At 62.2% G+C, this 13,215-nt stretch carries 11 protein-coding genes; 3 read left to right on the forward strand and 8 right to left on the reverse strand.

The annotated features are described in order from the left end of the window. Positions 1-9 precede the first annotated feature (9 nt). From ACFX5Q_RS24800 to ACFX5Q_RS24835, 8 genes are all read right to left on the reverse strand, one after another. Positions 10-2,196: a heavy metal translocating P-type ATPase gene (locus tag ACFX5Q_RS24800; RefSeq protein WP_404282272.1), complete on the reverse strand. Its 2,187-nt coding sequence runs from the start codon at positions 2,194-2,196 to the stop codon at positions 10-12. After that, positions 2,193-2,921: a sulfite exporter TauE/SafE family protein gene (locus ACFX5Q_RS24805; RefSeq protein WP_404282274.1), complete on the reverse strand. Its 729-nt coding sequence runs from the start codon at positions 2,919-2,921 to the stop codon at positions 2,193-2,195. The genes ACFX5Q_RS24800 and ACFX5Q_RS24805 overlap by 4 nt, the downstream gene beginning before the upstream one ends. A 527-nt stretch (positions 2,922-3,448) precedes the next feature. Next, positions 3,449-3,625, reverse strand: coding sequence for a hypothetical protein (locus ACFX5Q_RS24810; protein ID WP_404282276.1), 177 nt, complete (start codon positions 3,623-3,625; stop codon positions 3,449-3,451). Positions 3,626-3,628: 3 nt separating this feature from the next. Continuing rightward, entirely contained in the window at positions 3,629-5,314 is a 1,686-nt protein-coding gene (locus ACFX5Q_RS24815) for a cbb3-type cytochrome c oxidase subunit II (protein WP_404282278.1), read from the reverse strand. Beyond that, positions 5,311-6,747, reverse strand: a complete 1,437-nt coding sequence (locus tag ACFX5Q_RS24820) for a cbb3-type cytochrome c oxidase subunit I (RefSeq protein WP_404282280.1) — start codon at positions 6,745-6,747, stop codon at positions 5,311-5,313. Before ACFX5Q_RS24820 ends, ACFX5Q_RS24815 begins: the two co-directional genes overlap by 4 nt. 152 nt (positions 6,748-6,899) lie before the next feature. Beyond that, positions 6,900-7,364 (reverse strand): c-type cytochrome, encoded by a 465-nt coding sequence (locus ACFX5Q_RS24825; RefSeq protein ID WP_404282282.1) that lies wholly within the window; start codon positions 7,362-7,364, stop codon positions 6,900-6,902. Between the two features lie 28 nt (positions 7,365-7,392). Next, complete coding sequence (locus ACFX5Q_RS24830; RefSeq protein ID WP_404282284.1) at positions 7,393-8,529, reverse strand: metallophosphoesterase family protein; 1,137 nt, start codon at positions 8,527-8,529, stop codon at positions 7,393-7,395. 90 nt (positions 8,530-8,619) lie between these two features. Next, on the reverse strand, positions 8,620-9,336 hold the full coding sequence (locus ACFX5Q_RS24835; RefSeq protein WP_404282286.1) for a hypothetical protein: 717 nt from the start codon (positions 9,334-9,336) through the stop codon (positions 8,620-8,622). A gap of 184 nt (positions 9,337-9,520) precedes the next feature. On the opposite strand from ACFX5Q_RS24835, the gene ACFX5Q_RS24840 reads away from it, so the two are divergent. From ACFX5Q_RS24840 to groL, 3 genes are all read left to right on the forward strand, one after another. Further along, positions 9,521-10,135, forward strand: a complete 615-nt coding sequence (locus ACFX5Q_RS24840; RefSeq protein WP_404282288.1) for an SCO family protein — start codon at positions 9,521-9,523, stop codon at positions 10,133-10,135. A gap of 105 nt (positions 10,136-10,240) precedes the next feature. Continuing rightward, positions 10,241-11,548, forward strand: a complete 1,308-nt coding sequence (hemA, locus tag ACFX5Q_RS24845; protein ID WP_404282352.1) for a 5-aminolevulinate synthase — start codon at positions 10,241-10,243, stop codon at positions 11,546-11,548. A gap of 18 nt (positions 11,549-11,566) precedes the next feature. Further along, positions 11,567-13,213, forward strand: coding sequence for a chaperonin GroEL (gene groL, locus ACFX5Q_RS24850; protein ID WP_404282290.1), 1,647 nt, complete (start codon positions 11,567-11,569; stop codon positions 13,211-13,213). The last annotated feature ends 2 nt before the right edge of the window (positions 13,214-13,215 follow it).

A 13,215-nucleotide genomic window follows, 5' to 3' on the forward strand; every position in this document is an offset into this window, starting at 1 on the left:
AGGCGAGGCTCAGCTCCGCTCGATCTCCGGGGCGACTATCATCGAAACGCCCACGTCATGCCGGGCGCTCTCTGCCTCAGCGCCGGATCGTTGCTCGGGGATCAGCGATGGAACAGGATCGGGCAACCGCTCCAGCCGCAGCGAATTCACCACCACGAGGATGCTCGAGCCGGCCATGACCGCCGCTGCAAGGATTGGCTGCAGAAGTCCGAATGCTGCGAAAGTCAGGGCGACGAGATTGTAACCGAAAGCCCACATAAGGTTGGTCAAGATGGTCCTGCGAACCGCGCGGGCCACGTCGACGACCCAGGGCAGCATCCATAATCCGTCCGCAGGCAGCACGAGCGCTGCGGTCTCGCGGGCAAGATCGGTGGCGGAGCCGACGGCGATACCGACATCCGCCGCCGCCAGGACCGGGCCGTCGTTGAGGCCATCGCCGACCATCGCCACCACATCATAGTCGTGGCGGAGCCGATCGAGGGCCGCCCGTTTGGCTTCCGGCGAAAGACCCGCTTGCACCGCCTTGATCCCGACCATGGCCGCGATCCGCTCAGCAGCCGGCGCCAGGTCGCCGGTCAACAGCGTCACGTTGAGCCCACGCTCACGCAGCGCTGTGATCGTCGCCTGCGCCTCGGGAAGCGGCGAATCGTCAAGCGACAGCACAGCATGAACCCGCTCTCCCCAACCAACATAAACCACCGAATGACCGCTCGCCTCCCTCGACCGCGCAGGCTCGGCCAGCGTTGGCGGGAGCGACCAGCCCAAATCATTCATCAAACTGCTGCTCCCGGCCGCCACGAGCCGGCCTTCGGCGCTGCCGCGGATGCCACGGCCGGGAACCGTCCGGACATCACGGGTCGCGAGCGGCGTGATGCCGCGCGCAGCGGCTGCCGCCGCGATGGCTCGCGCCAAACCATGCTCGGACTGGCGCTCCAGACCGGCGGCGCGTGCCAGCACGTTCTCGCTGTCAACCCCGTCACGGTCGATGCCGACGAGACGTGCTTTGCCCGTCGTCAAAGTGCCGGTCTTGTCGAAGGCGAGTAACCGCACATGCGCGAGGGTCTCGAGCACACCGGGGGTGCGGACGAGGCAGCCGTGTCGCGCCAGCCGGCCGATGCCGAGCGAGGTCGCCATTGGAGCGGCGAGGCCGACGGCGCACGGACAGGCAACCACCAGTACCGAGAGGCCAATCAGCAACGCCCGATCGAACGGCAACGACTGCGCCCAGTAAACGAACGTCAGCGCGCCGAGGGTGAGGACGAGCGGCACGGACACGCCAACGACGCGATCGGCAAGGCGCTGGGTTGGACTGCGACGGCTGAGCGCCTCGCGCACCGACCGGCAAATCTGTGCCCAGCGCGTTGCGGTTCCGTCACCGCTGCTCTGGATCAGGAGCGGGCCGTCGATATTGATACTGCCGGCAATCACCGTACAGCCGGCGCCCTTGGTCACTTGCCGGCTTTCCCCGGTGATCACGGCTTCATCGGCGTTCGATTCCCCCTCGACAACCACGCCGTCGACCGGAATGCGCTCGCCTGGCCGGACCCGCACCAGCATGCCGGCCGTCACCTCTCGCACTGGGCGGCGGATCTCTGCCGCGCCATCGACAACAGTTGCGCTCTCGCTTTCGGCGGCCAGGAGAGGTTCGAGGTCGCGCGCCGCCCTGGCGCGGCCAACGGCCTCGAGATAGCGGCCAACGGTGAACAGCATCAGCACCATCACGGCGGTGTCGAAATAGACATGCGTGCTGCCCTCGAACACGGCAAACACCGAATAAAGATAGGCGGCAGCGACGCCGAGCACGATGAGCGCCGACGACGTCACGCGTCCCTGAATGACATCGAGCCACATGTCGCGCAGATAGGGTCCGCCGAGAATCACCACCGCCGGCGTCGCGAAAATCCAGAGCAAAAGGTGAATCCACGGCAGCACGCCCGCATCGACGCCGGTGAACGCGTCCGAATAGAGGAGGAGGCTGAACATCATGATATTCATGGAGAGAAAGCCGCCCACGCCGAGCTGGATCAGAAGCCAGGCGGCTTCCCACTCTTCGTGTCTGCCGCTCTTCACCTGAAAGGCGATGCAGCAGCCGTAGCAGCAGAAGACGCAAGCCTCACCGTTGAGCCTGCGCTCCATCGGGCGCCGGCCGACGGGCAGCGAGCAATGGCTACAGAGGATATCGCCATGCGCAGTCATGCGGGATGTCCGCCCAGCCAGGCAAGGCCGATATGCGCGTCGGAAGGCACGAGACCACGGCTGAGCGTGATGAGACCGAGCAAAAGAATAAAGCCGCCGGCCAGCCGTACGCCACGCCGCCGCCAGGCCGGCCCGAGTATCCGGCCGACGCCGCCCATCATCAACATTGCGGGAAAGGTTCCCAGTCCGAACGACGCCATGACGAGAACCCCGGGAAGCGCTCCGGCGGTGCTGGCCGCCTGGGCAGCGAAGGCGTAGACGAGGGGACATGGCAGGAAGCCGTTGAACACACCAAAGGCGAGCGGCGCAGCGCTGCTGCGGGCCGTCAGCAGGCTGCGTAGAGACATGGCAAACGTACTGCCGCCGAATCCGATCGCAAGGCGATGAAAGACCTGCAGCAGGCCGAAGAACTGCAATGCCATGGCGATCATGAGCAGGCCAGCGACAATCGCGAGAATTCGCTGGGCGATGTCGAGGGAGCCGTTCAAGAGCGGCGCCGCCATCGAACCTTGCGTGGTGCATATGACTTGACCGAGCGCGCCCGCGAGCCCGCCCAAAAAGCAATAGGTTGTCAATCGGCCAGTATTATAGAGCAGGTGGCGAAGGACGGTTACGCCTCCCCCCCGCTGATCACGGCCCAGCGCGCAGGCAAAGCCGCCGCACATGCCGATGCAGTGAAAGCTGCCCGCGAACCCTGCGGCGAAGATCACGAGGTAGTAGGTCATTAGCAGACCTCCTGTCGACGCGCCGCACGTTCAACGAGAAGTGTTGCTCTGCGCCGCTAATGGCGTACGAGGTAAGCCACCCACACGAAGAAGGCGATGTGCGCTATCGCGCCGCCGACCAAGGCGATCGTTTGGTACGGACTTGCATTTGCGAACGAGAAAACGGTGTCTGCAAGCATACGCCTCCTCCTGGTCAGCCGAAATAAACAAGGGCAACGTTCATGGCGAGCGCGGAGAGCAGCAGGAAAAGATTCAGAATCGCCAAACCCATTACGATCTTAGCTACGAGCATCTCCTGCTCCTTCTCTCAACTCGTCGGCATCACCTAGCGTGCGCGACCGTGCTCCTAACCAATCCTTCCCGGCCCGACCCCGCCCCAATAAAGGTAGGCGTAGTAGAGACCCCAGACGAAAAGAACCGCGTAGACGACCAGCAGCCATATCGGGATATACCCGTGTCGCGACTGGACCGTGCCGCCGGCGTACTCCTCCATCTCGTGGTCGGGGTCCGAACCGTGAGACGGACCGTCATTCTGCGGTGTGCTTGGCGTTGTCATTCTCCGCTTCCCTTTCGTAGAATCTGGTGGCCGCTTCATCGGCGCCGTGGAAGGCGCCTGAAAGCACGCCCCAAATAAAGACACAGAGCGCACCAAGGCTCATAAGCAACGCGCTCACGTAGGGTCCGGTGACCTCAAATCCGAGCATAACTCAGCCTCCTTCGGCAGCATTTTGTTTCTCGGTCACCGATCCGCCGTTACGTTCGCCGAGTTCAGAAGTGTCCTGCGCCGGCACCCCGCCCGGAACATAGGCCTTGTCCGGAGAACCCGCCTCCAGAGTGAGCTCGTTGAGCGCCGCGCGATCCTTATCGGCGATCGCCAGCGGTGCGCCCGCAAGCGGGTCCTTATAGGCGGAAAGTGCGAGGACGTAGTACGAGAGCGCCCAGCGGTCCTCTTCAGGCAATGAATCCCGATAGGAGGGCATGGGCGTGCCGCTCAATCCGGTCGTCATGGTGCGGAATATGTCTTCGACCGCTGTCCCCGACTTGAACTGGCCGCTGGTGAGGTCGGCCGGCACAATGCCAAAACCGAGATCGTCCTTCAGCCCGGCAGCCTTCTGGCCATCGCCCTTTCCGGTCATGCCATGGCACTCCCAGCATTTCGCGATCTTCCACACTTCCTTGCCGCGCTCGAGGACTGCCTGGGAAACGGTGGGCGGCTTTCCGATGTAGAGCGGAGGGCCAGGTGGCTCCTCGATGAAGAATGCATAAGGCTGGGCCGGATTGGAGCGGTCCACGGCCAGCTCATACTTGATGTACTGGATGACAGCGAGCCGATCCGTGAGAGGCAGTTCATACCAGGCGGGCATCGCCGTGCCGCGTACCCCACGGGTGATCGTGCGCAATAGGTCACCGTCGGTCGGTAGCGGCTCCTTGGTCAGCCGGAACTTGAACACAGCCGCCGCGAAGCTTCGCGGGCGCTGCTTGTAAAGGAAGGTCGCGGCAGGTCCATTGCCGTCTCCATTCACGCCGTGGCAACCGATGCATCGCCGCTCATAGACCTCCCGGCCATGGGCGATCCACTCGCTCGAGCGCGGAAATGTGGCTTCCGTGACTTCAAGCTGCTGTGGTTCAAAAAGATCGCGCCATTTGCCGCGATCCATGCCGAGCTTCTGGATATAAGCGATCAGGGCTTCCAGGTCTTTCGTCTCGGCGGCGATCTTGACCGCGTCGCCTTTGTACTCCTCGTTCGGTATCACAATGACTGGGGCCTTGCCGCGCGCCTGCATGGGCACGAACAGCAGCCCGTCGGCATTGGGCGTGAGCTTGATCTGCTCCTTGCTCGCGAAGTCGAAGAGCCCCTCGGAAACCGACGTCCTTTCCAGCGTACGATTGCCGGCTCCGTCGTCGACGATCTTGACCGGCTGCTCCGGCGTATCGAAGAGTCCCCGATAGGGCGCCATGATCGAATCCGGGGAGAGCATGCGCGGATTCCAGAAATGGGCAAAATGCCACTCGTCGCCGAACTTAAGTCCGACCCGCATCAGATCGGGTCCGATGCGCCGCGTGCCGAACAGATGCGGCACGTCGTAGGCGAATTCGCCTGACTCCGTCACCGGACCCCAGCGGCGCGTCTCGCCGGTCACTGGGCGCACGTACTGGGAATGACAATACCAGCAACCTTCGCGCAGATACACGGCGCGACCGAGCTTTTGCAGCGGCGTGTAATCAGTGGCCTCGGTTATCATCCATTTGAGCTGGCCGAAATCGGTGCGGACCACGGCAGTAACCCGGTTGGTTCGCGCCGAGGGTTCGAAAAATGGCAGGAAACCCTGGGTGATGAGGGCGGCGAAGAAGCAAAAGATGCCGGCCACCAGGATAACAAACCGCGCACTCATCGCCCCGCCCCACCAGCCGGAACCGGGGCCGCGCCGAATACCGCACCTTCCGCCGCTTCGGCGGGCCGGGTCAGCGCCGTCATCATCATATTGATGACGAGAAGCGTCATCCCGATATCCATGCTGACGCCAGCAACAGTCCGCACCAGCCAATAGGGCCGCATCGAGATCACCGTGTCGAGCCACTCAGTGCCGGCCATCCACTGGAAGCCTTGCTGGAGCCCAGCGGCGGTCAGCACCAGGCCCATGGTGGAGATACCGACGGTAATCAGCCAGAATGCCCAATTGCCCATCGTAAACGACCAAAGCTCGCGCCCACAGGCCCGCGGCCAGACATAGACCAGGCCGCCCATTGCCCAGACCACGAACGTCCCGAACACAGTGAGGTGCGAGTGCGAGATGACGAAATCGGTGAAATGGGTCGGCTGCTGGATCGAACGCAAGGCTTCCGTCGAGCCCTGAAAGCACCCGACCAGATACATCAGCGAGCCCGTTATGAGGAATTTCGCCGGGAGATTCTTGCCGAAGGCGTCCCAGCGGCCCATCACCGTGCCGAAGAAGTTCACCAGCACCGTCCAAACCGGAATGATCAGCAGCATGGAAGTGACGATCGCGATCGTCTCGGCCCAATCTGCGATCGGGCTGTAAAGATAATGATGGATGCCGACAAAGGGGTAGAACAGGGCGAGGGACCAGAAGCCGACAAGCGAGAGCTTGTGGCCATAGATCGGATTGCCCACGCTGATCGGCAAAAAATTGTAGATCAGCACGTAACCCGCTGGCGTGATCCACAATCCGACGATGTAGTGAAGGTAGAGGCCGTGGAAGGCCGCGCTGTTTATGCCAGAAATCGTGTAGGGCAGGATCATGCCCAGTAGGAGATTCATCGTCGTCCAGACGAAAGCCCCGATCAGATACCAGAGTGCGACATAGAGTGGTGGCTCGAGACGTCGGGCAATGGTGATCAGGAACTGTGCGGTCGCCGTGGCGACAACGAGGAAGATCGGGATTTTCGCAAACAGCGGGAACTCGCCCGCTTCGAGGCCATGGTTTGTGCCGAACGGCAACGAGATGAGCGCCGCCGCCACGGAGACATTCCACAGCCAGGCCAGCGGTACGCCCCATTGCGGCCAGGGCACCCGCACACCGCAGAGGCGGGGCACCAGGTAGTAGCATTCGCCGATGAAGAGGGAGGAAAACGCGCCAAAGATGACGCCGTTGACGTGGACCGGCCGTAACCTCCCGAAGGTCAGTCCCAGGTTGGTAGTGCCTAGATAATCGGGATAATTGAAGAGGCCCGACAGTGCCACACCGACCGAAGGTGCGACCAAGAGCCAGAACATGCCCCAATAAAGCCAAGTTCGCACAACCGGCCAGTCGACCAGTTCATCCAGGTCGATGCCGGCGAATCTGCCACGCAATGTCTCTGCCACGGCGCTCCTCTCCCATCACGCGCGCTTGAGCCGCGCGACTTTTCAGGGCTCAACTCCAATTTTACCGGCATCGAGAACCACCCGATGCCGGTTGCCGGTTTCAGATATCGGCCCAAGTCGTCCCTAAGCAGCCCGCTCCAAGCCGAAAACAACTAATGCTTGCCTGGGACCAACACCGAGCCGGAGTTCGACCAGGTGATGTATGCTTCCAAGGCCTTCATCGCCTCCGAATCGATCTCGATCTTTTCGCCCTGGTTAGGCTTCTCGATGCACCAGTTGATCATGTCGCGCAGCGTCGCGAATTTGCTCGTTTCTACCTGGAACTTCGGGTAGGACTGCGGGTGGGTGTCCGAGGCCATGGGATGGCACATTGCGCAGGCCATTCCCGTGGTGGAGAGGACGACGTTCATCTGTTTGGCGGTCGCCGCATCACCGTGGAACAAGAGGTCGCCCTTCCTGACCTCCTCCATGAGCACGTCTTCGTATTGTTTCAACTGCTCCGGTGTGTGCGGTGCCTTGTGGGCACTGGTGGGACCGACGAAGACGGCGACCGCCGCAATCGCTACGACGAAGGACGGACGGCACAACGTGCCGAGAACTGTCGCTCTGATTGTCATAGCCATTCCTCCTTTGGTATGGCCACCCTTAGTATGGCCACATATTGTCGGCCATTCGCGGTCGCAACTTCTCGGGCTGACTAAGCGAGGAATCCGGGTCTGACTGAACGAACACCTCCTTGCGGCCCCACATGATGTACTCGACGTCGACCTTGTCTTCGGCGTTGACGTTCACGGTTTCCCAGCCGACCCCATCGTAGGTATCGCCGGGGTCGACCCGGATCATCGGCTTGGTCAGCTTGGGCACGCCTTCCGGGGCATAGGGCCACGGCCAGGAGGTCGCCAGCATGCCGATCGAGCGCATGCTGCCGATCTCGTTGTAGAGCACCTGGTGGACGTGACCGTGGATATTGGTGACCTTGGTATAAGGCTTCAGCACGTCATTCACTTCGCGCCAGTCGCGCACCCAGAAGTTCCAGGGCGGGTAGTACTCGTAGAGCGGATTGTGGCTGAAGATGACGATCGGTTTGGACTTATCCCAGTCGGCGAGTATCTTCTGCATCCAGTCGAGCTGGTCGCGGCCGACGCCGGCCCACGCGCCGGCGACCGTGCCGTCGAGGGTCGCCATATGGCCCATGCGCTCCTCTGGCGTCATCTTCTTCACTGTCCAGTAGTCCGGTCCCCGGCTGACCGTATCGAGCCCAATGAAGCGCACACCCTTGTGGTCGAAGGTCCAGTTGGGCTGGCCGAACAATTCGCCCCACTTCTTGCCCATATCCAGATACCAGTCGTGCTCGCCCGGGATGTAGTACTTCTTGATCGTCAGATCCTTGAGGAGATCGACGCCAAGCTCGAGTTCCTCGATCTTTCCGAGCTGGGCCAGGTCGCCGCCGAAGATCAGGAAGTCGGCCGGCGGATCCATGGCCTGGACCTCTTGCACGGCGCGCACCACCTTGTCGACGAAGCGCGTGTTGAGGGATTTCTGGTAGAGATGGGTGTCCGAAATCCAGGCAAACTTGAAGGGCGCTTCGGCGGCGTGAGCGACGTCGATAGTGTTGAGCAACGGCCACCACGCGAAGGTCTGGCCGACGGAAGCGGCGCCGAACAGCAGCGATCTGTGAATGAAGGTGCGACGGGTGATTTGGAGCGAGTCGTCGGGGCGTACGCCAGGCTGCTGCAGCACCGCACGCATTTCGCGCCGAATGCGGTCAAGCTCGTCAGACATCAGGGTTCCTCCTCAGTGCAGACCGTTTCTTAAAGCGTCGGTCTTTTCATAGGAACGCGACCCTGTTGGGTCAGTGGGTCGCCCATTTTCTTATTTTTTCAGTTCAATCGTCAGGCTGGTAGGCTGATTCTCCTTTACTGTTACGGGCTGCTCTATAGGTCCGGTGAAGGAGTGGATCGTCACGAGCGTGTAGTCGCCGGGCGGCACATCGGGGATGCTGAACTTCCCATCGGCGCCGGTGATTGCGTAGTAGGGATTGTCCACCACATAGACCCAGCCTTCCATCCAGCCATGCGCGTCGCAGTCGATGCGGACAGTGCCGGCGCGCTTCAGTTCGACGGGTATGCGCTGTCCCTTATTGGGCAGCGCCAGGTTGAAGGCGGTGCGCTTGCCATAGTAGCCGTGGGTGTTGTGGAGCACTGGGTCGCCGTTGACGACCTCCAGCGAACCGGCCGGGATCACCTGAACCGCGGGCACAAAACGGCATTTGATGTTGTCAAGCTCCGGCGGCTTGCCGGGCTCCGGCCAGGCCTTTCCCTTGGCCACGTCGACCAGATACACCACCGCGTTCAGCACGGCCTGATCGCCGCCGACCTCGATCAGCGGCTCCTCGCGGATGCCCCCGCACACCTCGACATCCTTGGTGGGGATGATCTTTGTTGTCGGCACGTCGCCGCGGTAGACGATCGTACCCTCGATCGTTCCGCCTCCCGTGACCGGACCTTCTTCGTAAGCTTGCGCAGGCGCCGATATCGTCGCAACGAAAGTGATCGCCGCTAGCCCGCTGATCAGCTCAGCAATCTTCATCGAAGCCGCCTCCTTCGTGAGGGGCCACCTATGAGGGACTAATTAGCGGAGGAAGCTACCACGCCTAGCCTAGTCAGTCAGCAACAAAATAAGATAAGATCAGTGCAGCCAGGCGAGGTTGCTACGACCGAAACGTCGTACTCGGGAACCTGGAACGTCATTCTCGAGGTACCGGAGGTACTTGATGAAGCGACGGCATGGACTCCTCCGCCCCTGGGCCTACGGTCCGCATACCCTCTTCTCCATCATATTCGCAGCGGCCCTGTCGATCTGCCCCCTGCTGGCGCGGGCTGACACGCCTGTGACGGTCGGTGGCTCATTCACGCTCACGGCGCCGGACGGAACGACGGTCACCGATGAGACTTATCGCGGCAAATGGCTGCTGGTTTTCTTCGGCTATACTTCTTGTCCCGACGTCTGTCCGGCGACACTGTCCGAAATCGCCGTGGCGATTGAGGAACTCGGCCCCGACGCCGCCAAACTGCAACCGATCTTTATCACCGTCGATCCTGAACGCGACACACCTGAAGTGATAGGGAAATACACCGGGGCGATCGATCCAAGGATCGTCGGACTCACCGGCAGCCCGCAACAGATCGCCGCGGTTGCCCAGGGATATGGCGCCTATAGCGCGCGCCACAAAACTGAAGCGGGCGCCGAAGACTACGTCGTCGACCATAGTACTTACATCTACATTATGGATCCTCAGGGCAAATTCGTCCGAGGCCTGGACTTCGACACGCCGGCCAGTCTCATTGCCGATACGCTGCGCAAAATCATGGCGCAGCCCGATGAATGAAGGAAGCCTTAGCTAGAGTTGCAGATAAGGCAAATTGTGAGGTGTAACCAAAGGTCGGCGCGATGGAGAGATCGAGATCTGCGGCGACCGGAAATTGGGGGAAGCATGAGCGATAGCCGATGGCAGTCCCGGGAGGCCGGCGTCACGAGTTATGACGGGTTCTTTGCCGACGCCATCGCGCGGCTGCAGGAGGAGCGACGCTACCGGGTGTTCGCGGACCTCGAGCGGATCGCAGGCCGATTCCCCCACGCCGTGTGGCACTCCCCGCAAGGACCGAAGGACGTCATCATCTGGTGCTCCAACGACTATCTCGGGATGGGACAACACCCGAGGGTCGTCGCAGCCATGATCGAAGCGGCGACCCGGATGGGGACCGGGGCCGGGGGCACGCGCAACATCGCTGGCACCAACCATCCGCTGGTTGAGCTCGAGGGCGAGCTTGCTGATCTCCACGGCAAGGAGGCGGCGCTGGTCTTCACGTCCGGCTATGTCTCGAACCAGACCGGCATCTCGACCATCGCCAAGCTGGTCCCCAATTGTCTGATCCTGTCCGATGCTCTCAACCACAATTCGATGATCGAGGGCATCCGCCAGTCCGGCACGGAGAAATGCATCTTCCGCCACAACGACGTCGATCATCTCGAGGAATTGTTGAAGACGGCGGGTCCGGATCGTTCAAAACTCATCGTCTTCGAAAGTCTGTATTCGATGGGCGGCGACGTCGCGCCAATCAATCGCATTTGCGATATCGCCGATCGTTACGGCGCAATGACCTATCTCGACGAGGTCCATGCCGTGGGCATGTACGGCCCTCGCGGCGCCGGCATCGCCGCGCGCGACGGCGCCATGAACCGGATAGACGTGATCGAAGGCACGCTCGCCAAGGCCTTCGGCTGCCTCGGCGGCTATATCACGGGAAGTGCTGCGCTGATCGATGCGGTCCGTTCCTATGCTCCAGGTTTCATCTTCACCACCGCGTTGCCACCGGCTATCTGCGCCGCCGCCACCGCGGCGATCCGGCATCTGAAAACCTCTGAGGAGGAACGCAAGCGCCAGCAGGATCGCGCCCGACGGGTTAAGGCGGTGCTGGGTGCGACGGCGCTGCCGCTCATGCTGAGCGACACACACATCGTTCCCGTGGCGGTCGGCGATCCGGCGAAGTGCAAAGCGGCGAGCGACCTTCTCCTGAACGAGCACGGCATCTATATCCAGCCGATCAACTATCCGACCGTTGCCAAGGGAACCGAGCGGCTGCGCATCACGCCCACACCTTGCCATGACGACATCATGATCGATCGCCTCGCTGCGGCTCTGGACGACGTCTGGAATCGGCTGGGGCTCCAAGGGACGATTTCGCCTGAGCGGCCGAATGAAGCCGCGTCGTCGCCCGACACGATTCCTCGAAGATATTAGTCTTAAGGATCAAAGAAAATGACCGCCAAGCAAATCATGTTCTCGTTCGAGGCGCGCGACCGAATGCTGCGCGGCATCGACACCCTGGCGAATGCGGTGCGGGTCACGCTTGGCCCGCGGGGGCGCAACGTGGCAATCGGCGGCGAGCACGGCGCGCCGCGGGTCACCAAGGACGGCGTGACCGTCGCCAGGGAAATCGAACTCGACGACAAGTTCGAGAACATGGGCGCCCAGATGGTGCGCGAGATCGCAACAAGAGCCTCCTACCAGGCCGGCGACGGCACGACCACCGCGGTCGTGCTCGCGCATGCGATCGTCCGGGAGGGCGCCAAAGCGGTGGCTGCAGGCATGAATCCCATGGACCTGAGGCGCGGCATCGATCTGGCGGTCGAAGCCGTCGTCGCGGAAATCGAGAAGAACGCAAGAAAAATCACCTCCAATGTCGAGATCGCGCAAATCGGCACCATCTCGGCCAACGGCGACGCGGAGATCGGGCGCACGCTTGCCGAAGCCATGGAAAGGGTCGGCGCCGACGGCGTGATCACCGTCGAGGAAGGGACGTCGCTGGAGACCGAGCTCGAGATCGTCGAGGGCATGCAATTCGATCGCGGCTACATTTCGCCGCGTTTCATCACCGACCGCGACAAGATGAGCGTCGAGATGCGGGATGCCTACATCCTCATCAGCGAGAAGAAGCTGTCCAGCCTGAACGAAATACTGCCGCTGCTGGAGAAGGTGGTCCAGTCTGCCAAGCCGCTGCTCGTCATCGCCGAGGATATCGAAGCTGAGGTGATGGCGGCGCTGGTGGTCAACAAGTTGCGCGGCGCTCTCAAGGTCGCCGCGGTGAAGGCGCCAGCCTATGGCGACCGCCGCAAGGCGATGCTGCAGGATATTGCGCTGATGACCGGCGGAACGGTGATCTCGGAGGATTTGGGCCTCAAGCTCGAGACGGTTTCCCTCGATGCGCTCGGGCGCACCAGGAAGTTGACGATCGACAAGGCAAACACCACGATCGTCGGCGGCGCCGGAACGCGGGCAAGCATCGAGGCCCGCATCGCCGAGATCAAGCACGGGCTTGCCGAAACCACCTCCGACTACGACCGCGAGAAGCTCCAGGAACGGCTGGCCAGGCTGGCCGGCGGCGTCGCCGTGATCCGCGTCGGCGGCGCCACCGAAGTCGAGGTCAGGGAGAGGAAGGACCGCATCGACGACGCGATGAACGCGACCAGAGCCGCGGTCGAGGAGGGCATCCTGCCGGGCGGCGGGGTCGCCTTGTTGCGCGCCGGTAGGGCACTCAAGACGCTCAAGGGCGACAACCCCGACCAGAACGCCGGCATCGCGATCGTCAGGAAGGCGGTCACCTGGCCGGCCCGGCAGATCGCGATCAATGCCGGCGCGGAAGGTTCGGTCGTCATCGCCAGGATCCTCGAAAACGACAACCACGCCTATGGCTACGATGCGCAATCGGGCGAGTACGGGGATCTGGTGTCGAAGGGCATCATCGACCCCGCCAAGGTGGTGCGCACGACGCTGCAGGGCGCAGCCTCGGTGGCGGGCATCCTCATCATGACGGAAGCCACGGTGGTCGAGGTGCCGGGGCCGCCGCCGCCGGAACTTCCCGGCCACGATCATCATGATCATCACGCTATGGATATGGATTTCTGAGC

The sequence above is a fragment of the Mesorhizobium sp. IMUNJ 23033 genome, assembly GCF_044778005.1.
Lineage (GTDB): Bacteria > Pseudomonadota > Alphaproteobacteria > Rhizobiales > Rhizobiaceae > Mesorhizobium > Mesorhizobium amorphae_A.